Source organism: Dyella ginsengisoli, assembly GCF_044904665.1.
Taxonomy (GTDB): domain Bacteria; phylum Pseudomonadota; class Gammaproteobacteria; order Xanthomonadales; family Rhodanobacteraceae; genus Dyella_A; species Dyella_A ginsengisoli.
The window spans coordinates 20,622-42,812 of record NZ_JADIKM010000005.1 but is presented as its reverse complement, the minus strand read 5'-3'; the positions used below and the strand labels follow the sequence as shown (position 1 = coordinate 42,812).

General features: G+C 66.8%; 24 protein-coding genes. All 24 read left to right on the top strand.

Features of this window, described 5'->3' with window-relative positions:
* Window positions 1-81 precede the first annotated feature (81 nt).
* Window positions 82-2,268 (top strand): c-type cytochrome, encoded by a 2,187-nt coding sequence (locus ISP17_RS16020; RefSeq protein WP_041835942.1) that lies wholly within the window; start codon window positions 82-84, stop codon window positions 2,266-2,268.
* Window positions 2,255-3,373, top strand: a complete 1,119-nt coding sequence (locus ISP17_RS16015; protein ID WP_374439704.1) for a hypothetical protein — start codon at window positions 2,255-2,257, stop codon at window positions 3,371-3,373. Before ISP17_RS16020 ends, ISP17_RS16015 begins: the two co-directional genes overlap by 14 nt.
* Window positions 3,374-3,561: 188 nt before the next feature.
* A complete protein-coding gene (gene pilL2 / locus ISP17_RS16010) occupies window positions 3,562-4,161 on the top strand; it encodes a PFGI-1 class ICE element type IV pilus protein PilL2 (RefSeq protein ID WP_011347569.1) in 600 nt (199 codons plus the stop codon).
* Complete coding sequence (locus ISP17_RS16005; RefSeq protein WP_011804738.1) at window positions 4,158-4,784, top strand: hypothetical protein; 627 nt, start codon at window positions 4,158-4,160, stop codon at window positions 4,782-4,784. The genes pilL2 and ISP17_RS16005 overlap by 4 nt, the downstream gene beginning before the upstream one ends.
* Window positions 4,785-4,796: 12 nt before the next feature.
* Complete coding sequence (locus tag ISP17_RS16000; RefSeq protein WP_011347567.1) at window positions 4,797-5,522, top strand: TIGR03759 family integrating conjugative element protein; 726 nt, start codon at window positions 4,797-4,799, stop codon at window positions 5,520-5,522.
* Window positions 5,504-6,094: a transglycosylase SLT domain-containing protein gene (locus tag ISP17_RS15995; protein WP_011347566.1), complete on the top strand. Its 591-nt coding sequence runs from the start codon at window positions 5,504-5,506 to the stop codon at window positions 6,092-6,094. The genes ISP17_RS16000 and ISP17_RS15995 overlap by 19 nt, the downstream gene beginning before the upstream one ends.
* The gene (locus ISP17_RS15990; RefSeq protein WP_011347565.1) at window positions 6,091-6,630 is read left to right on the top strand and encodes an integrating conjugative element protein; all 540 of its coding nucleotides are present in this window, start codon (window positions 6,091-6,093) and stop codon (window positions 6,628-6,630) included. Before ISP17_RS15995 ends, ISP17_RS15990 begins: the two co-directional genes overlap by 4 nt.
* Before the next feature lie 4 nt (window positions 6,631-6,634).
* The gene (traD, locus tag ISP17_RS15985) at window positions 6,635-8,827 is read left to right on the top strand and encodes a type IV conjugative transfer system coupling protein TraD (protein ID WP_046934842.1); all 2,193 of its coding nucleotides are present in this window, start codon (window positions 6,635-6,637) and stop codon (window positions 8,825-8,827) included.
* Complete coding sequence (locus tag ISP17_RS15980) at window positions 8,824-9,573, top strand: TIGR03747 family integrating conjugative element membrane protein (protein ID WP_011347563.1); 750 nt, start codon at window positions 8,824-8,826, stop codon at window positions 9,571-9,573. Before traD ends, ISP17_RS15980 begins: the two co-directional genes overlap by 4 nt.
* Window positions 9,574-9,671: 98 nt before the next feature.
* A complete protein-coding gene (locus ISP17_RS15975; RefSeq protein ID WP_011347562.1) occupies window positions 9,672-10,052 on the top strand; it encodes an integrative conjugative element protein, RAQPRD family in 381 nt (126 codons plus the stop codon).
* The gene (locus ISP17_RS15970) at window positions 10,049-10,282 is read left to right on the top strand and encodes a TIGR03758 family integrating conjugative element protein (RefSeq protein ID WP_011347561.1); all 234 of its coding nucleotides are present in this window, start codon (window positions 10,049-10,051) and stop codon (window positions 10,280-10,282) included. Before ISP17_RS15975 ends, ISP17_RS15970 begins: the two co-directional genes overlap by 4 nt.
* A 17-nt stretch (window positions 10,283-10,299) precedes the next feature.
* Window positions 10,300-10,656 carry a TIGR03745 family integrating conjugative element membrane protein gene (locus ISP17_RS15965; RefSeq protein WP_011347560.1) on the top strand — a complete coding sequence of 119 codons (357 nt, stop codon included), beginning with the start codon at window positions 10,300-10,302 and terminating at the stop codon, window positions 10,654-10,656.
* A 12-nt stretch (window positions 10,657-10,668) separates the two neighbouring features.
* Complete coding sequence (locus tag ISP17_RS15960; RefSeq protein ID WP_011347559.1) at window positions 10,669-11,067, top strand: TIGR03750 family conjugal transfer protein; 399 nt, start codon at window positions 10,669-10,671, stop codon at window positions 11,065-11,067.
* Window positions 11,064-11,756 carry a PFL_4703 family integrating conjugative element protein gene (locus tag ISP17_RS15955; RefSeq protein WP_011347558.1) on the top strand — a complete coding sequence of 231 codons (693 nt, stop codon included), beginning with the start codon at window positions 11,064-11,066 and terminating at the stop codon, window positions 11,754-11,756. Before ISP17_RS15960 ends, ISP17_RS15955 begins: the two co-directional genes overlap by 4 nt.
* Window positions 11,753-12,667, top strand: coding sequence for a TIGR03749 family integrating conjugative element protein (locus ISP17_RS15950; RefSeq protein ID WP_011347557.1), 915 nt, complete (start codon window positions 11,753-11,755; stop codon window positions 12,665-12,667). The genes ISP17_RS15955 and ISP17_RS15950 overlap by 4 nt, the downstream gene beginning before the upstream one ends.
* Complete coding sequence (locus tag ISP17_RS15945; protein WP_011347556.1) at window positions 12,657-14,087, top strand: TIGR03752 family integrating conjugative element protein; 1,431 nt, start codon at window positions 12,657-12,659, stop codon at window positions 14,085-14,087. The genes ISP17_RS15950 and ISP17_RS15945 overlap by 11 nt, the downstream gene beginning before the upstream one ends.
* The gene (locus ISP17_RS15940; protein ID WP_011347555.1) at window positions 14,068-14,508 is read left to right on the top strand and encodes a TIGR03751 family conjugal transfer lipoprotein; all 441 of its coding nucleotides are present in this window, start codon (window positions 14,068-14,070) and stop codon (window positions 14,506-14,508) included. Before ISP17_RS15945 ends, ISP17_RS15940 begins: the two co-directional genes overlap by 20 nt.
* A complete protein-coding gene (locus ISP17_RS15935; protein ID WP_011347554.1) occupies window positions 14,508-17,375 on the top strand; it encodes a conjugative transfer ATPase in 2,868 nt (955 codons plus the stop codon). The genes ISP17_RS15940 and ISP17_RS15935 overlap by 1 nt, the downstream gene beginning before the upstream one ends.
* Before the next feature lie 13 nt (window positions 17,376-17,388).
* Entirely contained in the window at window positions 17,389-18,174 is a 786-nt protein-coding gene (locus ISP17_RS15930) for a DsbA family protein (protein ID WP_011347553.1), read from the top strand.
* A gap of 181 nt (window positions 18,175-18,355) precedes the next feature.
* Complete coding sequence (locus ISP17_RS15925) at window positions 18,356-18,850, top strand: JAB domain-containing protein (protein ID WP_011347552.1); 495 nt, start codon at window positions 18,356-18,358, stop codon at window positions 18,848-18,850.
* 162 nt (window positions 18,851-19,012) lie between these two features.
* Window positions 19,013-19,459, top strand: a complete 447-nt coding sequence (locus tag ISP17_RS15920) for a TIGR03757 family integrating conjugative element protein (protein WP_011347551.1) — start codon at window positions 19,013-19,015, stop codon at window positions 19,457-19,459.
* A complete protein-coding gene (locus ISP17_RS15915; protein WP_011347550.1) occupies window positions 19,456-20,403 on the top strand; it encodes a TIGR03756 family integrating conjugative element protein in 948 nt (315 codons plus the stop codon). Before ISP17_RS15920 ends, ISP17_RS15915 begins: the two co-directional genes overlap by 4 nt.
* Before the next feature lie 9 nt (window positions 20,404-20,412).
* A complete protein-coding gene (locus ISP17_RS15910; protein WP_011347549.1) occupies window positions 20,413-21,810 on the top strand; it encodes an integrating conjugative element protein in 1,398 nt (465 codons plus the stop codon).
* Complete coding sequence (locus tag ISP17_RS15905) at window positions 21,807-22,178, top strand: hypothetical protein (RefSeq protein ID WP_011347548.1); 372 nt, start codon at window positions 21,807-21,809, stop codon at window positions 22,176-22,178. The genes ISP17_RS15910 and ISP17_RS15905 overlap by 4 nt, the downstream gene beginning before the upstream one ends.
* Window positions 22,179-22,191 lie beyond the last annotated feature (13 nt).

The following is a 22,191-nucleotide window of genomic DNA, read 5'->3' as shown; positions in this document are numbered from 1 at the left end:
ACTTACCGATTGATTTAGATCAATCAAACAAATTCGGCCAGCACCCATACTTCAGTCATTGGACGTCAATGGATGCTCGCAATGGCCAAGAGGCACCTTCTCGAATCCACACATCCTTCCGGCAGGAAGCGCCGCCTATTGATGCTTTCGGTCGCATTGGTGGGAGCGGTATTTTTGATATGGCTGGCGGTGGCCGTGTTCAACACGCGCACTTCCCGTGTCGCAGTGAATGATGATGGTCTCCCGGTCAGCGGCGCGACCGAGTTGACCCCGCAGCAGCACCAGCTGGTTGAACAGGGCCGCTACGTCGCGCGCTTGGGCGATTGCGTTGCCTGCCATACGTCTGAGCCTTCCAAGCCCATGGCAGGTGGCCTTGCGCTGGAAACGCCTTTCGGCAAGCTCTATTCCACCAATATCACGCCGGACAAGGCCACGGGCATCGGCGGTTACAGCCTGGAGCAGTTTGACCGCGTCATGCGCCTTGGGGTGGCGGCCGATGGTCACAACCTGTATCCGGCCATGCCGTACCCGTCCTACGCGAAGATGACGCCGGACGACATGAAGGCGCTTTATGCCTACTTGATGCACGGCGTCACGCCCGTCGAACAAGCGAATCGGCCTTCGGATATGGGCTTTCCGTTCAACCAGCGCTGGGGGCTGGCGCTTTGGAACGCGGTGTTCCTGGAAGACGAACCCTTCCAGCCTGTGCAGGACAAGAACGAGGTGTGGAACCGAGGGGCGTACCTCGTGCAGGGGCTAGGCCATTGCGGTGCCTGTCACACGCCTCGCGGCGTTGGCTTCCAGGAGAAGACCATGACCAGCGAGGGCTCCGCCGGCCACCTGTTCCTGGCCGGTGAAACCGTCGAAGGCTGGCGTGCTCTGAGCCTGCGCAACCTCTGGACCCCGGAGGAAACCGCCGAGATGCTCAAGACCGGACGCAACAAGCACGGCACCGTCTCCGGCAACATGGTGGATGTGGTGCAGCACAGCACCCAGTACATGACCGACGACGACCTGATGGCCATCGGCATCTTTCTGAAATCGTTGCCGCCCGGCGAGGACGACCTACCCATGCAGCTCGCCCAGGGCCCGGAGTCTGGCATCCCACCGTACCGGACTGGTGGCATGGCCAAACCCGGCGAAGTGCCCGGTGACATCTTCACTACGCGCGGTGGCCTTGGCTACCTGCAATTCTGTGCCGACTGCCACCGCTCCAACGGCGATGGTGTACCCAATGCGTTCCCGTCGCTGGCCGGCAACAACACCCTGCAATCGCAGGACCCGGCCACGCTGATCCACATCATGCTGACGGGCTGGCAGGCGCCGGTCACGCAAAGTCATGCACGGCCACTGACGATGCCTTCGTTCGCGCAGTTGAGCGACCAGGAGATCGCCGAAATCCTGAACTTCACACGCCGCGCCTGGGGACGGGCCGACGCTCATGAAATCAGAGCCAGCGAAGTAAGCCGCGCCCGCAAGCACCTTGACGCCACCGCCGACAATCACCGTCCGTTCGAGACACCGCGCCTGGCAGAGATGCTCAAGGAAAAGAACGCGGAGCAACTGGTGTTGGGGGCACGCCTGAACATCGACACGGCGCGCATGCTGCCGAGCAATGTGGGCAACAAGCTCAACTGCGCCAGTTGCCACCTGAATGCCGGCACGGTGGCCGACGGCTCGCCCTATGTCGGGGTCTCCGCGTTCTTCCCCAGCTACGCCTCGCGCGCAGGTCGCGTCATCACGCTGGAAGAGCGCATCAACGGATGCTTCCAGCGCTCGATGCACGGCAAGCCATTGCCCATCACCAGCGACGAGATGAAGGCGATGGTCGCCTACTTCGACTGGATGAAGCGAGAAACCAAGCCCGAAGACAAGGTGGAAGGCCGCGGCGTGGGCAAGGTCGATCAAACGCTCATCCCCAACACCGAGAACGGCAAGCGCATCTATGCCGCCCAGTGCGCGCTGTGCCACGGCGCGAACGGGGAAGGTGTCAGGAACGCCAAGGGCGAGATGGTCTATCCACCGCTGTGGGGCGGCGAGTCCTTCAACATCGGCGCCGGCATGGCCCGCACCTACACAGCGGCGGCCTTCGTCAAGCGGAACATGCCCATCGCATTTGGCACCCATTTCCCACTCGGCCAAGGAGGGCTCACTGACCAAGAGGCCGTGGACGTGGCCGAATATTTCACCCACATGGATCGCCCGGATTTTGCGCCCAAGGGTAAGGACTGGCCCAACGATAAGAAGCCCGCTGATGCGCGCTATTAAGGGTGTTGATAGACATATGGGGCTGCACGCACCCTATGGGTCGCATGCAGTCGAAGGCATGCCACGCGCAGCAACCGAGACCAGGGGAGAATCAGTCCGGCTCATTCCTTGGAAAACACTGCCGGTGGTACTGATGTTGTCCTGCGCACCGGCGCTGGCAGTGAATGTGGCACCTGCCACCGACGTGTCGGCGCAAATATTCATCAACGCCAGCCAGCTCGACCGAGGCGACGTGACCAGCGCCGACGAAGACCCGGCGCTGGATCTGAAGCGCACTTTTATTACCCTTGACCATCGCTTCAACCAGAATTGGTCAGCGCAGGTAACGACCGACGTGCAGTGGCTGCGCAACGACGATCCGAGCGACGTGTGGCTGCGCCATGCCTACCTGCAGCGCAGCTTCGGCAAGGGCCGCTGGCTGCGTCTGGGTAATGCGCCGACGGCATGGATTCAACAGGAGTCAATGCGTGAAGGCTACCGCTACATCGATGCCGGCCTGATCGCACGTACCAAGATGGGCGCACCGGCAGACTACGGAGCGCACGTCCAGTATGTGCGTGGGGATTTCACCTATGCCGCATCGATCGTGACCGGCGCGGGCTTCCAGCGACCTCGCCTGGGCAAGCGGGCCGATGTTGAGATGAGGCTCGGCTGGACGCCAGGCAAACGCCTAGAGCTGGCAGTGGGCGGTTACCGCGGCACCCGCGCCCAGGATGCCGGTCACAAACCGCGCGAGCACACCGCGCGGCGCTGGAATGCCATGGCCAGTTGGGTCGGCGAACGTGGACGCATCGGCGGGCAGTATTTCCACGCCGACAATTGGACCCGGGTCACCAAGCCCGGTGACGATGACCAGCGTGGATGGTCGGCATGGGCGAGCCACCAGATCACCCCTCGGTATGCGCTGTTCACCCGCCACGACATGACTCGCATGAGCCTGGACATCGACCCACGCATGCAGGAGCGTTACCACGTGATCGGTGTGGAGTGGAAACCCAATCGTCACCTGCGTCTGGCAGCAGTAGGCAAGCGCGTGCTGCAGGAGATGGCGAACGTGCGGATAGAGAGTCACGAGGCAGGCTTGTGGACGCAACTCGCATTCTGAACAGACGATCATGACCCACCGCTGGCGCAGGGCTTCTGATCCACCCGACATGGCTTCTGTCCTAGGGGAGCGACCCGGCCGTCACTAACGGCATGCCGATAATCGGATAATCCGCAGATCGTATTGTTTGCTGCCGCGCACCGCTTGAGCGGCGATGGTGAGGGCTCGATGTTTCAGGACGCCGAGCCATGTGCCCCTCTCCCCCCTGGTTTCACCATCCCGAACGCCGCCTGCTGGCGGGTTTTCTCGGCCTGCTTTGGTCGGTGCTGGCTGGCGGCTGCGCGACGGCGAGCGCGCCGGTCGCGCCCGACACCATCGAGGAAGTCTCGGCCGCGCCCGTACCCGAGGCGCCCGAGTACATCCCCGTCGTGCGCTACGACCGCTACACCCTCGTGGAACTGGCACCAACAGCAGCGCAGCGCGACCTGCTGTTGCAGACCATCGACGTGTCGATGCCCGAGGATGCACGCGCCACGGTCGGCGACGGGCTACGGCATGTGCTCAAGCGCAGCGGTTACGGCTTGTGCCGGACGGCGCACGCGGTGATCGAGCTGTACACCCTGCCGCTGCCGGCGGCGCACCTGCACCTCGGCCCCATGACCCTGCGCGATGCGCTGCTCACCCTGGCTGGTCCGGCCTGGGAACTGCACGCGGATGACCGCGCGCGGCAAATCTGCTTCGAGCGGCCCGGCGACAGCATGACCGCCGACAACGTACCCGCGCCGCCCGCCACCGAGGCGGTGCAGACGTTCCCGCTGGTGCCCGAGGCATCGGAAGGTCAGCCATGAACGCCCCGCAGCCCGCCCACCGTTCAACGGCCGCCGTGGTGGTGCAGAGCCTGATGTGGCTCTGGCTGATCGGCCTCAGTGTTCTGGTGGCCCTGGGCTACCAGGCCATGAACGACCAGGCCGACCAAGATCGCCTCGATTCCCGCCTGCAACGCTTGGAAGCGCAGGCAACAGGCCTGGCCGAGGCCGTCGAGGCCATCCAGCAGCGTCCGGCCGTCGCCACGGCGGCAGACCTCAAAGACACCCGCCAAATCCTGGAAGCACGCGCGGCCCAGGTCGAGAAATCGCTCAGCGGCTACGCCGCTGCCGACGATCTTCAGGCACTGCGCGCCGAGGTCGAGCAGATCAAGACGCGCCAGACCGCTGCGCGCGCGGCTCGCGCACCGAGCAAGCCCGCCGCCAAATCCGAACCACCGCCGTTCCCGTTCCGCATCGTCAGTGCCGAACTGCGCGCCGGCCAGCGCAGCGTGTCCGTCGCGCCGAGCGGCGGGGACTTCACGCCCGACCAGCTCCAGGTGCTGCTGCCCGGCGATGCGGTCGGCCCGTGGCGCTTGCAGACCGTCGAGGGCAGCACCGCGGTGTTCCAGGCCGGCGCCCAAATCCGCCGCGTGGCGATTCCCTGATCGGAGCACACCATGAAGCCGTCGATCATCCTCTCCGCGTTCCTGCTGGCCTCGGCCCAGTGGCCCGCCTGGGCCCAGCAGCCCACCTCCGCTCCCGCCCGCAATGCGCAGAGCCAGGAGCGCCCGCTGGCCACCCGCGCCCTGGACGACCGGGTGGCAAGCGACTGGGGGCTGCAACCACAGGAATGGGCGCGCTACCGCGAACTGATGGACGGGCCCTTGGGCATCTACTCGCCCAATCTGGACCCGCTGTCGGCCCTGGGCATCGAGGCCCGCACCGATGAAGAACGGCGGCGCTATGCCGAACTGCAAGTGCAAGTCGAAGCGCGCCGCGTGGAGAAGCTGCTCGCCTATCAGCGTGCCTACGACGAGGCCTGGCAGCGCTTGAACCCCGGCATGCAACGGGTAAACCTGCCTGACGACAAGCCAGCGGCCGGAGCCACGCGCGGCTCGGGTCGCACGGCGGTGTTCGTGAAGGACGGTTGCGCGGCCTGCGACCAGCTCGTGCAGCGTCTGCAATCGGCGGGCACCGAGTTCGACCTGTACATGGTGGGTAGCCGCCAGGACGACGGGCGCATCCGCGATTGGGCCAAGCGCGCGAACGTCGATCCTGCGCGCGTGCGCGGCGGCACCATCACGCTGAACCATGACGGCGGCCGCTGGCTGTCGCTGGGCCTGCCCGGCGACTTGCCCGCGGTCGTGCGCGAGGTGAACGGCCAATGGCAGCGCCAGCCGTAGCCGTCCCCCTGCGCGCACTGATGCTCGTCGCTGGCTTGTGCGCCTGCGTAGCCCAGGCCCAGGAGGTTCCGCCACCGGCCTACCAGCTTGCCGCCCAGCGAGCAGGCATCCCTTCGACGGTGCTCTACGCCGTGGCCTTGCAGGAGAGCGGCATCCGCCGCAACGGTCGCACCGTCCCGTGGCCGTGGTCCCTCAACGTCGCCGGCCAGTCGCGCCGCTTTGCCACGCGCGCCGATGCCTGCGCAGGTCTCCAGCAGGCGATGCGCTCCACGCCGCACACGCGCATCGACGCGGGCCTGGGCCAGATCAACCTCGGCTATCACCAGCGGCGCTACGCCAATGCGTGCGACTTGCTCGACCCGTACCGCAACCTCGCCACCGCTGCCGAGATCCTGAAGGAACAGCACGCCCCCGGCGAGGACTGGTTGCTGGCGATCGGCCGCTACCACCGCCCCGCGGGCGGTGAACCCGCTGCCCGCTATCGCCGTAGCGTGTCCCGCCACCTTGCCCGTGTGCAGGGCGCGCGCCCAGCCGCCGCGGCCCTCGCCGCGCGCCAGGAGACATCCCCATGACGACATCCCATCTGGCCTTTCGGGGTCTGCTCGTACTGCTGGCGGGCCTGCCGCTGGCCTCGCGTGCCGGCGAGCCGCTGATCGTGGTCGAAGACCGGGGCGGCGCGGCGGCGCTGCCGTACTACGAAGCCCTGAACCTCCAGCCGCGCGCCGGAGCGCCGGCCCGGCCGCCGATCCCGATGCCCCAGGTTCCCTCCACGCCGGCAGACGAGGCCGCGATGCTGCCGGTACGCAGCGCCAAGCTCACACCCGGCACCGTCGCGCAGCGGGTCATCGAGGCTCCGGGTCTGCGGCCTTTCGTGGTCGTCGGCGACGACGAAACTTCCCGGGCCTGGCTGCGTCGCCGTGCGGTTGCGCTGCGCGAGCGCGGCGCGGTCGGCCTGGTGGTCAACATCGAGACCGTGCAGGCCTTGGCGCGGTTGCGCGCCCTGGTGCCCGGCGTGCCGCTCGCACCCGTGTCCGGCGACGACCTGGCCGAGCGCCTGGGCCTGCAGCACTACCCGGCGCTGATCACGGCCACCGGCATCGAGCAATGAAGCCATGTCGGGGAAACAGCCAGTTGAGGTACTGCTTCGCCCAGCGGTGGAGCTATATACCGTCGCGGCGTGTGCAGGCGCCGCGTTTCTGTCCCTGGTGGCACCCTGGTCGCTCGCGCTGAGCCCCGCCATGGGCGTCGGCAGCGCGCTGGCGTTCGGGGCCTACGGCGCCATCCGCTACCGCGATGCCCGGGTCATCCTGCGCTACCGGCGCAACATCCGCCGCCTGCCGCGCTACGTGATGACCAGCAGGGACGTGCCGGTCAGCCAGCAGCGGCTGTTCGTGGGGCGTGGGTTCTTGTGGGAGCAGAAGCATACCCATAGGCTCATGCAGACGTACCGGCCGGAGTTCCGCCGCTACGCCGAGCCGACACCGGCCTACCGGCTGGCGCGTCGCCTGGAAGAACGGCTGGAGTTCGCCCCGTTCCCGCTGTCCCGGCTGCCTGCGCTCACCGGCTGGGACGTGCCTTTCAACCCGGTGCGGCCGCTGCCGCCTGTTGGCGGCCTGCCGCGCCTGCACGGCATCGAACCCGACGAGGTGGACGTCAGCCTGCCGCTGGGCGAGCGCGTCGGGCACTCGCTGGTGCTGGGCACTACGCGCGTAGGCAAGACGCGACTGGCCGAGTTGTTCGTGACCCAGGACATCCGGCGCAAGAACGCCGCGGACGAGCACGAGGTCGTGATCGTCATCGATCCCAAGGGGGACGCGGACCTGCTCAAGCGGATGTACGTCGAGGCCAAGCGAGCGGGCCGCGAGCGCGAGTTCTACGTCTTCCATTTGGGCTGGCCGGACATTTCCGCGCGCTACAACGCCGTGGGCCGCTTCGGCCGCATCAGCGAGGTGGCCACCCGCGTCGCGGGGCAGCTTTCCGGCGAAGGCAACTCAGCCGCCTTCCGAGAGTTTGCGTGGCGATTCGTCAACATCATCGCCCGCGCCCTGGTGGAGCTGGGACAGCGGCCCGACTACATGCTGATCCAGCGGCACGTCATCAACATCGACGCGCTGTTCATCGAGTACGCCCAGCACTACTTCGCCAAGACGGAGCCCAAGGCCTGGGAGGTGATCGTCCAGATCGAGGCCAAGCTCAACGAGAAGAACATCCCGCGCAACATGATCGGGCGCGAGAAGCGCGTGGTGGCGCTGGAGCAGTACCTCTCGCAGGCGCGCAACTACGACCCGGTGCTGGATGGCCTGCGCTCGGCGGTTCGCTACGACAAGACGTACTTCGACAAGATCGTCGCATCGCTGCTTCCGCTGCTGGAGAAGCTGACAAGCGGCAAGATCGCCCAGCTCCTGGCCCCGAACTATTCCGACCTGACCGACCCGCGCCCGATCTTCGACTGGATGCAGATCATCCGTAAGAGGGCCATCGTCTATGTGGGCCTGGACGCGCTGTCCGACGCCGAGGTCGCCGCAGCGGTGGGCAACTCGATGTTCAGCGATCTCGTGTCGGTCGCCGGGCACATCTACAAGCACGGGATCGACGATGGCCTGCCGGGAGCATCGGCCGGTGCGCGCGTGCCGATCAATGTCCATGCCGACGAGTTCAACGAGTTGATGGGCGACGAGTTCATCCCGCTCATCAACAAAGGCGGCGGTGCCGGCCTGCAAGTCACGGCCTACACGCAGACCCTCTCGGACATCGAGGCCCGCATCGGCAACCGCGCCAAGGCCGGTCAGGTGATCGGAAATTTCAACAATTTGTTCATGCTGAGGGTCAGGGAGACCGCGACGGCCGAACTCCTAACGAGGCAGTTGCCGAAGGTCGAGGTCTATACGACCACCATCGTGAGCGGCGCGACCGACAGCTCGGACATTCGCGGGGCGACGGATTTCACGTCGAACACCCAGGACCGCATCAGCATGTCCAGCGTGCCGATGATCGAGCCGTCGCATGTCGTCGGCCTGCCCAAGGGCCAGTGCTTCGCGCTGCTGCAGGGCGGCCAGCTTTGGAAAGTGCGCATGCCGCTGCCGGCGCCGGACCCGGACGAGGTGATGCCGGCAGACTTGCAGCAACTGGCCGGGTACATGCGCCAGAGCTACAGCGAAGCGACGCAGTGGTGGGAGTTCACCAGCTCCCCGGCCTTGCAGGAGACAGGCCTGCCCGACGACCTGCTGGATGACGCCGCTCCGGCCGAACCTCCCGCGGTGGCCACCGTCAGCGACGATGGCGCCGGCAACGAGGCCTCGCAATGAAGGACGCCGCCTCGACTGCGCAGAGGGAGCAGAACCAGCGCCAGGGCCTGATCGTCGGCACCATCACCTTGCCGTTCCGGCTGCTCGGGGTACTGATCGGCTCGCTGCTGTTCTCGATCGTCGTGGAGTGCGTCGGCATGCACCTGTTCTGGAAGGACCAGGGCTGGCGGCACTCGCAGGAGATGTTGCAGTACGAACTGGGGCACCTGTCCAGCCACTTCACGCGCAGCGTGGTCGTGCAGGAGCCGGGGCGCACGGCGCACGAGCTGGTGGACACCGGCTACGAATGGGTATTCGTGCGCTCCGGTCTGCTGGAACGCATGAGCCAGACCGCCGGACGCGCCCGCGCTCCCAGCCAGGGACAGACGCACAATTTCCGCTACTACATCAGCCAGGTTTATGTCTGGACCGAGAGCTACCTGATCGCCGCTGCTTTCACGACGCTCACGTTCCTGGTGCGCCTTCTGATCCTGGTGCTCACGCTGCCGCTGATCTTCACCGCCGCGTTCGTTGGCCTGATCGACGGCCTGGTGCGCCGGGACGTGCGCCGGTTCGGCGCAGGCCGGGAATCCGGCTTCATCTACCACCGCGCGAAGGCGAGCCTGATGCCGCTGGCCGTGCTGCCGTGGGTCACGTACCTCGCGCTGCCGATCTCGGTGCATCCGCTGCTGATCCTGCTGCCGAGCGCCGCCTTGCTGGGGCTGGCGGTCTCCCTGACCGCGGGGAGCTTCAAGAAGTACCTCTAGGTCATCAATCCGGGCATGCGCGAGTTCCTATTGTTTGCGGCCTAAAAGCCCCTCGCTGCCCACGATCAAGCCATTGCTGATCACACAGGAATGGCGCGATGTTGGCTCCGATCTGGCAGCGTGCCGCGCATCGCGGCGTGCCCATCTTTCTCGTGACGGCCCTGCTGGGTCAGTCCCCGATGGCGTTGGCCGAATCCCCCGCACAGCGCCAGGAGCTGGTCGCCGCGCTGCGCCAGCTCGGCGCGCTGGAGCGCTCCGTCGCCGACAGCGCCGCGCATGCCCCCGTCCAGCCGGGCGAGCGCTACCACTTCGACTACCCGCGGCTGCTGGCTGACCTGGCGCGCGTGCGCGCCGGCATCCAGGCCCATCTCGCACCGTCGCGTGCCCAGCCGCGCGATCCCTCCGAACTGGCCGGCGACTACCGCGCCGAGCGGGCCGCTTCGCCATCGCCGACGGCGACTGCGGAAGGCAAGCCATGAACGGTGCCCAAATCTCGGCATTTCAAGCCAATAGCGGCATTGCGCCTTCCGCGATGGCGACCGTGCTGATCGGCGTCGTGTTCGCGGTGCTCCTCGTGTGGGGCGTTTGGGCCATCCGCACGGCCTATGTCGGCTGGGCCGAGAACCGACTCAACCAGCGCCAGTTTCTCGGCGTCGTCGTCCGCTTCCTGGCGATGTACCTCGTGCTGACTTTTTTCCTCCTCTCCTGACCCTGAAGGGACTGACTATGCAAACCATCCTCACTTCCCGCATCGCCCAACGCATCGCCGTGGCGCTGGCCTTCGCCACGCCTCCGGTTCTGTCGTATCCGCAAGGCTTGCCGCAGTTGGAGAACCCGACCCGTGGCACCGGCAACGGCATCATGGAGACCATCCGCAATTACGGCTACGACATCATCATGCTGGTGGCCCTGCTGGTGGTGGCCTCCATGTTCATCGGCGTCTGCTATCACGCCTACGGGACCTACGCGGAGATCCATACCGGCCGCAAGACCTGGGGCCAGTTCGGCCTCACCGTCGCGATCGGTGCCGTGCTGCTCGTAATCGGCATCTGGCTACTCACCGAAGCCACCGGCATCCTGTAAGGCGAGGCCGGTATGTCCGAGCAGCAGCACGTCCGTGCGGACGGGACGGTCACGTTCCTTCCGCACCGGCTCAACCGTCATCCCGTTGTCGTGCGCGGCCTCACCGCCGACGAGCTGTGGATCTGCTGCGGCCTGTCCGGTGCCGCCGGCCTGCTGGTCGGTGCCCCGTTGTCCTGGGTGTTCCGCACCATCGCCATCGCGCCGACGTTCGTTGTCCTGGGTGTGGCCCTGGGCATCTTCGTCGGCGGCGGCATCCTGCGCCGGCTCAAGCGCGGACGTCCCGACACCTGGCTGTATCGGCAACTGCAATGGCGAATCGCCACTCGCCATCCACTGATGGCCGGCTGGGTGGGCGGCCATGCGCTGATCTCGCGCTCGGGCTTCTGGACCACACGCAGGAGCACGCAATGAGCCGTTTCAAGAACGAAATTTCGCACCTGCAGGCGCACATCAAGACGCTCCGCCTGGGCGCTGGGGCCCTGGTCGTCGTCGCCCTGGTCATGGGCGCCGGCTGGTGGAGCGCCCCGCGCGACCTGACCATCCACGTCCCGCCCGACCTGCGCTCCGGCAGTACCCGCAAATGGTGGGAGGTACCGCCCGAATCGGTCTATGCGTTCACGTTCTACGTGTTCCAGACGCTGAACCGCTGGCCGACGAATGGCGAAGAGGACTACGCACGCAACCTCCATACGCTCTCGCCGTACCTCACCCCGTCCTGCCAGGCCTTCCTGCGCGCGGACTATGACTACCGCCGCAGCACGGGCGAGCTGCGCCAGCGCGTGCGCGGCATCTACGAAATCCCCGGCCGCGGCTACGGCGACGACCCCACGGCGCGCGTGCGCGTGGTCTCCGACCGCGACTGGGTGGTGACGCTCGACATCACCGCCGACGAGTACTACGGCGCCGAGCAGGTCAAGCGCGCTCTCGTGCGCTACCCGGTGAAAGTCACGCGGGTGGACGTCGATCCCGCCCGCAACCCGTTCGGCCTGGCGCTGGACTGCTACGACGGTGCGCCCCAGCGCATCAGCGCCCCGGAGCCGACGCGCCCGGCGCCTGGCGGCCTGTCTCCGCAAGCGCCCCAAGGAGAAAACACCCCATGAAGCATCCTGTACTCACGCTGCTGGGGCTGCTGGCCGTCGCCGTGGCCCCCGCTCAGGCGGTGGAAATCCTGCGCTGGGAGCGCATGCCGCTGGCGGTGCCGCTGAAGGTCGGCCAGGAGCGCATCGTGTTCATCGACCGGAACGTCCGCGTGGGCGTGCCCGCAGGCGTGGGCGAACGCCTGCGCGTGCAGAGCGCGGGTGGCGCGGTGTACCTGCGCGCCAGCGAGCCGATCGAGCCCACGCGGCTGCAATTGCAGGACGCCGACACCGGCGCGCTGATCCTGCTCGACATCGCGGCCGAGCCGCCCAAGGACGGCGAAGCCGAGCTGGAGCCGGTGCGCATCGTCGAGGGCAGCAGCACCCCGGCGCGCTATGGCGATCAGGCAGGCGGTGCCGACGAGGACCCGGCGCGCGCCCAGGACCAGTCAGTCGCTCGGGCAGCGCGGCGCGAGACGCCGGTTCCGGTCGTCCTGACGCGCTTCGCCGCGCAGAACCTCTACGCGCCCCTGCGCACCGTGGAGCCGCTGGCGGGCGTCATGCGGGTGAACCTGCGCCGTGGCCTCGACCTTGGCACGCTGATGCCGACGCTGCCCGTGCGCGCGGTCGCTCTCGCGTCGTGGCGTCTGGAAGACCAGTGGGTCACCGCCGTGCGTCTGACCAACAGCAGCAGCGGCTGGGTCACGCTCGACCCGCGCGTGCTGCAAGGCGATTTCCTCACCGCCACCTTCCAGCACGAAGCGCTCGGCCCCCGCGGGACGCCCGAGGACACGACCGTCCTGTACCTGGTGACACGCGGACGCGGCCTCGCGCAATCGCTGCTGCCGGCGATCCACCGCTTCGACCCGGCTGCGCACCTGCCGCAGCCGGAAGCGGAAGCCGAGGACGGCAAGGAGGCCCGCCATGCGCAGTAACGGCTTGCTCAAGTGGCTGATGATCCCGGTCGCCTTGCTGGTGCTGTTCGTTGCCATCCGACTGTTCTCCGGCGGAAGCACGTCGGCACCGCCCGCCGCGGATGCCGGTTCCAAGCTCACGCCCGAGGAAATGAAGGCGTTGGGCATCGAAGGCGATACCCCGCGCGATACCGTGGCAACGCTCGTCGCCCAGGTGAAGCAGTTGCGCACCGAGCTTCAGACCGCGCTGACCGACAACAAGTCGCAGCGCGAGGAAAACCAGCGCCTGCGCCAGCGCGAGAACTCCATCGATCAGCGCATCAATTCGGCCCTCGAATCCGAACGCTCGAACCTGCGCCGCGACCAGGAACAGGCGGCCAGTGCGCGCCAGCAGACCGAAGGGCTGCTCGCCGACCTGCAGCGGCGTCTGGACAGCATCGGCGGGCGCGGCGGCGGCCATGCCGATCTGCCCGTGGGCCTGGGGCTGCGCGACGGCGACGAGGCCGGCATGGAAGGCGGCATGCGCTGGGTCGAACCGGACGACGCGAAGAAGGCCGAGGGACGCAACGGCAGTCGTGGCGCGGGCAGCGGCATGAGCTTCCCGACGAGCTTCGGCCCGGCGCAAAGCACGCTGGAAACGACCGCGGAAACCGTGGCGAACGCCGGCGCACGTGCGGCAGGCGTCAAGAGCGCCAAGCCGGTCTATACCGTGCCAACCAACTCGACGCTGATGGGGTCGGTCGCGATGACGGCGCTGATCGGCCGCGTGCCGATCGACGGGACGGTGAACGACCCGTATCCGTTCAAAATCCTGGTCGGCCCAGACAACCTGACCGCGAACGGGATTGACATCCCGGACGTGGCCGGCGCCGTGTTCTCCGGCACCGCATCGGGCGACTGGACGCTTTCGTGCGTGCGCGGTCAGGTGCGCAGCATCACCTTCGTCTTCCACGACGGCACGATCCGCACCATCCCCGAAGACCGCGACGGCAACCAGCAGAACAACCAGCAGCAGAACTCTCAAACCGGGGGCCTGGGCTGGATCAGCGATCCGTATGGCATCCCTTGCGTCAGCGGCGAGCGGCGCAGCAACGCCCAGCAGTACCTCGGCTCGCAGGCCCTGATCACCGCGGCCGGTGCCGGCGTGGCCTCGCTGATCGACAGCGACAGCGGCCAGATGTCCTACGTCGGCGCCGACGGTTCCATCGGCAGCGTCGGCATCTCGGGCAACGAGGCCGTGGGCCGCATCCTGGCCGGTGGCGTGCGCGACATGGCGGACTGGGTGAACAAGCTGTACGGGCAGGCGTTCGCGGCCGTCTATGTCCAGCCCGGCGCGAAGGTCGCCGTCCACCTCGAAAAGCCGCTCGCCATCGACTTCGATCCCGAAGGCCGCAAGGTCGATCACCGCGCAGGAGAAAGCCATGCTCTCGAACTTGAATAGGGGCCTGGCGCTGGCCCTCGCCGTCGCGGTGCTCGGCGGCTGCGCCACCAGCAAGGAAAAGCTGCTGCCCCACGGCGACAGCACGATGATGGACATCTGGCAGCAGAACGCCGGCGACGGCGGCGGGAGCGCCGGCCAGGCGGCACGCCGGCAGTTGCTCGATGCCCGCCAGAGCCTGCGCCGGCCGCTGACCGAGGCCGACGTGCAGGCCGCGCCCGCCGAGCAGACGCGCTACACGCGCACCGCGCGCAACGAGGTCTATCGCCAGTTCCACCGGCTGCCGAATCCCGATCTCGTCATGTACGTGTATCCGCACCTGGCGGGCTCGGACCCTGTACCTGTGCCGGGCTACACGACGGTCTTCCCCCTCTATCAGCGCGTGCAGTACGCCATGCCGGGCGAGCGCGTGGAGGAATACTGATGCGCTGGAAACTTCCCTGGCCGAAGCTGGCCGCATCCAGCGCCAGCGACGACGAGCAGCCGGACGGTTGGCAGCGCCACGTCGATGCCTTGCGCCAGGCCGGCATCCCCGAACCTGGCGCAGCGGTCCAGGGCCGCAGGCCGGCGACGGTAGCCGACGAGCAGGCGCTGTACGACGTCGCACCGTCGTTCGCGGAACTGCTGCCTTGGGTGGAGTTCCTGCCGCAGTCGAAGTCCATGCTGCTGGAGGATGGGCAGTCGGTCGCTGCCTTCTACGAGCTGGTGCCGCTGGGCACCGAGGGCCGGGAACCCGGCTGGCTTGCGCATGCCCGCGATGCCTTGGAGAACGCGCTCCAGGACTCGTTCGATGAGCTGGACGAAAACCCCTGGGTGCTCCAGCTCTACGCCCAGGACGAGCCCAGCTTCGACCAGTACATGCAGACCCTGCGCGACTATGTGCAGCCGCGCGCCCGGGATACCGCGTTCACCGAATTCTACCTGCGCTTCTTCGGCCACCATCTGCGCGCGGTCGCCAAGCCGGGCGGCCTGTTCGAGGACACGGTAGTCACGCGGCTGCGCTGGCGCGGCCAGACGCGGCGGGTGCGCATGGTGATCTATCGCCGTGCCACCGGGCAGGCAAGCCGCCGCGGCCAGACACCCGAGCAGATGCTGAACATCGTCTGCGACCGCCTGTGCGGCGGCTTGGCGAACGCCGGCATCCAGGCACGGCGCATGGTCGCAGCCGACGTCCACGACTGGCTGCTGCGGTGGTTCAATCCGCGCCCCGCGATGCTCGGGCCGAGTGCAGAGGACCGGGAGCGCTTCTACGCGCTGGCGCGCTACCCCGACGAGACCGAGGAAGGCGAAATCGAGCTGGCGAGCGGGCGGGATTTCAGCCAGCGGTTGTTCTTCGGCCAGCCACGCTCCGACGTGGAGCACGGCACCTGGTACTTCGACGGCATGCCGCACCGTGTGCTGATCACCGACCGGCTCCGCATGCCGCCCGCCACGGGTCACCTGACGGGCGAAACCCGCAAGGGCGATGCGATCAACACCCTGTTCGACCAGATGCCGGAAGACACCTTGATGTGTCTCACCATGGTCGCCACACCGCAGGATGTGCTGGAAGCGGACTTGAACCACCTGGCGAAGAAGGCCGTGGGCGAGACGCTGGCGTCGGAGCAGACGCTCAAGGACGTGCAGGAGGCGCGGTCCCTGATCGGCAGCGCGCACAAGCTCTACCGGGGAACGCTGGCGTTCTACCTGCGCGGGCGCGACGAGGCGGAACTGGACCGGCGCGGCCTGGACCTGGCGAACGTGATGCTCAACGCCGGCTTGCAGCCGGTGCGCGAGGACGACGAGGTGGCGCCACTCAACAGCTACTTGCGCTGGCTGCCGTGCTGCTACAACCCCGGCCAGGATCGGCGCAGGTGGTACACCCAACTGATGTTCGCGCAGCACATCGCGAACGTATCGCCGGTGTGGGGCCGCGCCCAGGGTACCGGGCATCCCGGCATCACCGTGTTCAACCGCGGCGGCGGCCCGATCACGTTCGATCCGCTCAACCGCCTAGACCGACAGATGAACGCCCACTTGTTCCTGTTCGGCCCCACCGGCTCCGGCAAGAGCGCCACGCTCAACAACCTATTGAATCAGGTCACGGCCATCTACCGGCCAAGGCTGTTCATCGTGGAAGCCGGCAACAGCTTCGGCCTGTTCAGCGACTTCGCCAAGCGCCTGGGCCTGACCGTGAACCGGGTCAAGCTGGCCCCCGGCTCGGGCATCAGCCTGGCCCCCTTCGCCGACGCGCGCCGGCTGATCGAGACGCCCAGCGACGTGCAGACGCTCGATGCCGATGCGCTGGACGAAGACCTGCCACCGGATGTCGCGGCGATGGAGGCAGACGAGCAGCGCGACGTGCTGGGCGAACTGGAGATCACGGCACGGCTGATGATCACCGGCGGCGAGGACAAGGAAGAAGCCCGGATGACGCGGGCCGATCGCTCGCTTATCCGCCAGTGCATCCTCGACGCCGCCGAGCACTGCGTGGCCGAGAAGCGCACGGTGCTCACGCGCGACGTGCGCAATGCACTGCGCACCCGCGGCCAGGACCCAACGCTGCCCGAGATGCGCCGCGTGCGACTGCTGGAAATGGCGGATGCGATGGATATGTTCTGCCAAGGCACAGATGGCGAGATGTTTGACCGCGACGGCACACCATGGCCGGAAGCCGACATCACCCTGGTCGATCTGGCGACCTACGCCCGCGAGGGCTACAACGCACAGCTCTCCATCGCCTATATCAGCCTGATCAGCACGGTGAACAACATCGCCGAACGCGACCAGTATTTGGGGCGCCCGATCATCAATGTGACCGACGAAGGACACATCATCACGAAGAATCCGCTGCTCGCGCCCTACGTCGTGAAAATTACAAAGATGTGGAGGAAATTGGGGGCCTGGTTCTGGCTCGCGACGCAGAACATCGACGACCTGCCACGCGCCGCGGAGCCAATGCTCAACATGATCGAGTGGTGGATCTGCCTCAGCATGCCACCCGATGAAGTCGAGAAGATCGCGCGGTTCCGCGAACTCTCGCCCGCGCAGAAGGCGCTGATGCTGTCGGCCCGCAAGGAGGCGGGCAAGTTCACCGAGGGAGTCATCCTCTCCAAGAGCATGGAAGTGCTGTTCCGCGCCGTGCCGCCAAGCCTGTACCTCGCGCTTGCGCAGACCGAACCCGAAGAGAAGGCCGAGCGCTACCAGCTCATGCAGCAATACGGCTGCACCGAACTGGAAGCGGCCTTCAAGGTAGCCGAGAAGATCGACCAAGCACGCGGCATCGAGTCGCCGGCCTTGGAACTGTCGTAAGCCGGAGAACGCCATGGAACCGAAACGTCCCTCCATCCCGATGCAGGTCCAGGCGTTCCGCCGTCGCAATCGGCGGCTCCGCTGGCCTTGGGTATTGGCTGCTGCGCTGGTCGCGCTGCTGCTGATCTGGCTGGTGTCCCGGTCGCCCGGTGATTCCTCGCCACAGCCGCCCGCGCCGGCCAGCATCATGCAGCCCTCCGGCCCGCCCTGGCAGATGGGCAACCCGGAGGGTCGCTTCACGCTGACGCTCTATGCCGACCTGGAATGCCCGTTCTGCCGGGAGTACTTCCCCCAGCTCAAGCACTGGGTCGGCAACAACACCGACGTGGCGCTGCAATGGCACCACCAGCCGCTGGCCGCGCACGAGCCGGCCGCGTCGGCCGAGGCCCGCCTGGCCGAGTGCGCCGCCGAAGCAGGCGGGCATGCAGCGTTCTGGCAGGCAGTCGAATGGGTCTATGCCCATACGCGCAGCGACGGCCAGGGCTTGCCGGATGGGCTGCGCTACCCCGAATCCACACCGGCCGTCGAGCAGTGCATGGCAAGCGAACATCCCGATGCGACCATTCGCGCCCAAGCCGCGGAAGCCACCAAGAGCGGCGTAACCGCAACGCCGTCGCTGCGCCTGCTCGATCGCCAGACGGGACAGGCCATCCTGCTGCAGGGGCCGATCGAGGGCGACGCCTTGCTGTCGGCGATGGACATGCTGGCGGCCGATAACCCGGCCAGCGATGCGGCGGCCGTGGTCACCACCCCCACATCCGAAATGCCTGCCGACGTTGTCGGCGACATGCCCAGGTAGCCCTCGGTCTTGGAGGCTACGGCTCGGCTTGCCGCGCTGACCGCTACCCGTTCGCTTCGCATCCTGGCTGCGAACAATCACCGCTGCGCGGTGGTGGATGCAACTTGCTCCGCTGTTTCCATCCCCAGGAGGGCTTGCCCTCCCAGGGTGGCGCCTTCCGTCTACATTCTGGAGGTTCGCCATGTCTCTCATCGTCAATGGCTCCTGCGTGGAGCCACGTTTTGCCCCAGCGTCCCAATCTGATGACCGGATCATCCGGCAAGCCATCGCGCTGCTGGAACAGCGGATCTTCAAGAAGGGGCCATTCCTGGATGGGCCCACCGCTGTCAAGGATTACCTGCGCCTGAAATTGGTCGCCGAGCCGAACGAAATCTTCGCTGTCGTTTTCCTCAACAACAAGCACGAGGTACTCGCCTACGAACCGATGTTCAAGGGCACGATCCATTCGGCCACGGTACATGCGCGCCCGATCATGCAGCGTGCCCTGGAACTGAACGCCGCAGCCGTCATTTTTTCGCACCAACATCCTTCTGGCTGTACGGAGCCATCAAGCGCAGACTGCGCGATAACGCAAACATTGAAGACTGCCTTGGCACTGATCGATGTGAGGGTGCTGGATCACCTCATCGTCGGCCAGGGTACACCGTACTCGTTCGCGGAATCCGACATGCTGTAGCAATGACATCGGCTCCTTGATCTATGCGGAGGCTTCGGCCTCCGCTTTTTCATGGGTGGAAGACAAGCAGGTATGCGGGCAGTCCGCGATGCGCATTGTTTGTTGGGGCCGCATCGGCTTCGCGTTTGACTACTGTCCTGATCAACTTCAAGGGCACGCGACATGCCAGCATCTCTTTCCAGGTTCGCGCCGGGCTGGCGAACCCTCGGCCTGGCCGTCGCGCTGCCGGCCGCCCTGGCCGTTTTCAGCCCGGCCACCTTCGCCGCCGACGTAGTGGTCGTCACCGACAGTCGCCACCCGGTCAAGACCATGGGCGGCGAACGGCTGATCGAACTGGACGAAGCCCACCGGATTGAAGCGGAGCTTTCGGCGGGACTGTCCGCCGACTCCGAACAGGCAACAGTCATCGTCAGGCGCCGGCTCTCCAGCGGCGGTGCCGATCTCCAGCGACACATCGCTTCCGCATACCAGGGCGTCACAGACGCATGGAGCCTGGGCATCACCGGCATCCCGGCCGTCGTCGTAGACCAACGCTACGTGGTCTACGGCGAACCGGACGTGGCTCGCGCCGTCGCGCGCATCGAGCAGTACCGGAGGAACCAGCCGTGACCCGACCATTCGACCTGTTGAGGCGCCTGCGCGCTGGCGTGGCGTCCGTGCTGCTACTCAGTGCCACCGGAAGCTACGCCCTCGACACCGCCACCGTCGTCGGCTCGGTGGCATCGCCCGACTGCCTCGAATACCGGGTCGTCGGCATCTGCTACTGGCTCTACTGCACTTGGACCGGCTGCACCGTGCGCACGTCTATCAAGGTTCGCCACTACATCCCCGATGCCGTCGTCTCCAGCTACAGCAATACCGGCGAGAACCCCTGGGTCGAAGTCCGGGCGATGAGCACGCCCAACCCATCCGCCCAAGCAGGCGGCGACGGAACCACGAACGAAGACCACGAGAACGACCTCGCCAAGTTCAAGAACGCCGACGTGATCGGCCACCCTGGCGTCGAGGTGTTCAACCAGTTCGTCTCGTCGTCGGGCTACTTCTGCGAGGGCGCGGGTACGGCGTTCATGCCGTACTTGCTCAGCACGCTGGATACGCTGGCCTGGCGCTACAACGTGCCCGAGATGGCCTACCCGGAAGCGCTGGTTCCAGGCATGCGCGAGGTCGGCGCACGCACCACGATGAACCTCTGGGGCAACGTGTATCCCCGTGGCGGCTTCCTGCACCAGACCGACGACCACAAAGCTGGTGCCGTGGTGGCCCAACGTGCAGGTGATGTTGTCACGCGCCGCGGGCAGATCCACGTCTATCAGCCGCTGCTCGCCGATTCGCGGCCCGGCTACTGGCCTGCCGGCGCGCTGGTGGAGGGCGACGCATCGACCGGGAAGTGGCAGGAACTCACGCCCGTTCTGTCCTCGTCCTGCACGGTTTTCCCGCGTAACGATTTCCTGACCCAGGCCCAGCAAGGCGACTACGCCTGGGCATTGTGGCGGCCCTATGCCTGCTGCGAACGCAAGGGCCAGGTCTTCCTCGGCAGCGTCGATTTCAACTGAGGTGGCACCATGAAGATTCGTACCGCACTCAATCCGCTCTCCCGCCAGGCACGCCACACGAAGATCGTCCTGGCGCTGGCCGGCACGCTCGCGCTGGCCAGCGGCGTGGCCTGGGGCCAACTGGGCTACCAGACCAGCGGCAGCGTCATCGGCGATGACGTCATGTACTCGATCGGCGGCGGCAGTGCCGTGTCGATGGGACGCGCGGCCGGCATGCGCTCCCTCGGGGTGGGCGTGGGCTGGAACAGCAACTTGATCTGCGGCGACATGAGCATCCAGACCACGTTGAAGAACCAGCTCAACGGCATCACCAACGGCTTCCAGCAAATCATGTCGTCAGTGATCCAGAGCGCCACCAGCGCGGTGGCGTCTTTGCCTGCGCTGATCATCCAGCGCGCCGATCCCGGCCTCTACAACCTGCTTACCAATGGCGTGCTGCAGGCACGTCTCGATTTCGACCGCTCCAAGCTGACGTGCCGTGCCATGGCCGAGAAGATGGCCGACACGGCAGGCGGCCAGCTCGGCTGGAGCCAGATGGCCGAAGGCTTGGCGCTGCGCGATGCTGTGTCGAGTACGGATGCGGTCTCGGCCATCGAGCAGGCCGAGACGCGCCGCGGCAATGACGGCGTGCCGTGGATCGGGGGCAGCAACGCGGGCGGCTCCGGTCAGCCCGCAATCAAGGTCGTCGGCGATGTCACCCGCGCCGGCTACAACCTGGTCAACGGCCGCGGCGTGACCGATACGTCGTCCATCGCGCCGTCCAGTTGCAGCAGCCTCTCGTGCCAGACCTGGGCCTCGCCGCAGGCGGCCGTCGAGTGGGCCACGCGCGTGCTCGGCGAGAAGGAACAACGCACTTGCGATGCCTGCACAAAGACCGAGACGACGCCCGGCGTCGGGCTGACGCCGCTGATCCAGGAAGAGTACGACGCGAAGCTGCAGGCGCTCCAGGGTCTCGTCTCCAAGGCGAAGAACACGACGCCGGAGAACCTGCGCGAGGCCGGCAGTGCATCGCTGCCGATCACGCGCGGCGTGATCGAAGCACTGCGCGACGAGCCCGACCAGCATCTGCTGTCGCAGCGCCTGGCGTCCGAGGTCGCGCTGTCGTCCGTGCTGGAGAAAGCGCTGCTGCTGCAGCGCACGCTGCTCACGGGGAAGAAGGAGCCCAACGTCGCGGCCAACGAGCTTGCGGTGGATGCCGTAAACAAGGAGAGCGACACACTCGACCGCGAAATCCGCAACCTCAAGACGGAACTGGAGCTGCGGCGCGAGCTGGCGAACAATTCGCCCATGGCGATCATCCAGCGCCACGGCGCGCGCGCGACTGGCTCGCGCGGCATCTACGAGGGCGACCCGGTGCCTGATCGTCTCGACCAGCTCCAGAAGGGCAATCCGGGGAGTCAGCCATGAACCAGGCGCGCATGACTTGGCGCCCCCTGCGCTGGCTGTTCAGCCGGCGCGCGGCGAAAACCCTGCTGTGGTTTGTGCTGGCCGTTGCCGCCGCTGTGGGGGTCAACGTCGCGGGCATCTACCTGGTCGGCAGTGTTTCGGCCTGGGAGCGGTGGCTGGCGGCCTCGGCAGGGTATTTCTTCATCTGGCGGCTGGGCGTGTATGGGGCAACGGCCTACGGATGGCTCTGGATGCGCCGCCGGGTGCTGGCCCGCGAAGACCAAAGCGGGACAGATGGGCAGGCGCGGCGCAGGCTGATCCGCGCCGAGATCGCCGGCGTCGCCGCCATCGTCGCGCTGGAGGCCGGCCTGCTGACCCAGGCCGCTTGAGGGAGATCAAGGC

Bases quoted from the DNA above. Each gene is read 5' to 3' on its own strand.
- ISP17_RS15955 (WP_011347558.1), top strand. From the start codon at position 11,064: ATGAGCCGTTTCAAGAACGAAATTTCGCACCTGCAGGCGCACATCAAG.
- ISP17_RS15940 (WP_011347555.1), top strand. From the start codon at position 14,068: ATGCTCTCGAACTTGAATAGGGGCCTGGCGCTGGCCCTCGCCGTCGCG.
- ISP17_RS15970 (WP_011347561.1), top strand. From the start codon at position 10,049: ATGAACGGTGCCCAAATCTCGGCATTTCAAGCCAATAGCGGCATTGCG.
- ISP17_RS15980 (WP_011347563.1), top strand. From the start codon at position 8,824: ATGAAGGACGCCGCCTCGACTGCGCAGAGGGAGCAGAACCAGCGCCAG.
- ISP17_RS16015 (WP_374439704.1), top strand. From the start codon at position 2,255: ATGCGCGCTATTAAGGGTGTTGATAGACATATGGGGCTGCACGCACCC.
- ISP17_RS15975 (WP_011347562.1), top strand. From the start codon at position 9,672: ATGTTGGCTCCGATCTGGCAGCGTGCCGCGCATCGCGGCGTGCCCATC.
- ISP17_RS15910 (WP_011347549.1), top strand. From the start codon at position 20,413: ATGAAGATTCGTACCGCACTCAATCCGCTCTCCCGCCAGGCACGCCAC.
- ISP17_RS15925 (WP_011347552.1), top strand. From the start codon at position 18,356: ATGTCTCTCATCGTCAATGGCTCCTGCGTGGAGCCACGTTTTGCCCCA.
- ISP17_RS15965 (WP_011347560.1), top strand. From the start codon at position 10,300: ATGCAAACCATCCTCACTTCCCGCATCGCCCAACGCATCGCCGTGGCG.
- ISP17_RS15945 (WP_011347556.1), top strand. From the start codon at position 12,657: ATGCGCAGTAACGGCTTGCTCAAGTGGCTGATGATCCCGGTCGCCTTG.
- ISP17_RS15920 (WP_011347551.1), top strand. From the start codon at position 19,013: ATGCCAGCATCTCTTTCCAGGTTCGCGCCGGGCTGGCGAACCCTCGGC.
- ISP17_RS15935 (WP_011347554.1), top strand. From the start codon at position 14,508: ATGCGCTGGAAACTTCCCTGGCCGAAGCTGGCCGCATCCAGCGCCAGC.
- ISP17_RS15905 (WP_011347548.1), top strand. From the start codon at position 21,807: ATGAACCAGGCGCGCATGACTTGGCGCCCCCTGCGCTGGCTGTTCAGC.
- traD (WP_046934842.1), top strand. From the start codon at position 6,635: ATGTCGGGGAAACAGCCAGTTGAGGTACTGCTTCGCCCAGCGGTGGAG.
- ISP17_RS15930 (WP_011347553.1), top strand. From the start codon at position 17,389: ATGGAACCGAAACGTCCCTCCATCCCGATGCAGGTCCAGGCGTTCCGC.
- ISP17_RS15950 (WP_011347557.1), top strand. From the start codon at position 11,753: ATGAAGCATCCTGTACTCACGCTGCTGGGGCTGCTGGCCGTCGCCGTG.
- ISP17_RS15990 (WP_011347565.1), top strand. From the start codon at position 6,091: ATGACGACATCCCATCTGGCCTTTCGGGGTCTGCTCGTACTGCTGGCG.
- ISP17_RS16005 (WP_011804738.1), top strand. From the start codon at position 4,158: ATGAACGCCCCGCAGCCCGCCCACCGTTCAACGGCCGCCGTGGTGGTG.
- ISP17_RS15960 (WP_011347559.1), top strand. From the start codon at position 10,669: ATGTCCGAGCAGCAGCACGTCCGTGCGGACGGGACGGTCACGTTCCTT.
- ISP17_RS16020 (WP_041835942.1), top strand. From the start codon at position 82: ATGGCCAAGAGGCACCTTCTCGAATCCACACATCCTTCCGGCAGGAAG.
- ISP17_RS16000 (WP_011347567.1), top strand. From the start codon at position 4,797: ATGAAGCCGTCGATCATCCTCTCCGCGTTCCTGCTGGCCTCGGCCCAG.
- ISP17_RS15995 (WP_011347566.1), top strand. From the start codon at position 5,504: ATGGCAGCGCCAGCCGTAGCCGTCCCCCTGCGCGCACTGATGCTCGTC.
- pilL2 (WP_011347569.1), top strand. From the start codon at position 3,562: ATGTGCCCCTCTCCCCCCTGGTTTCACCATCCCGAACGCCGCCTGCTG.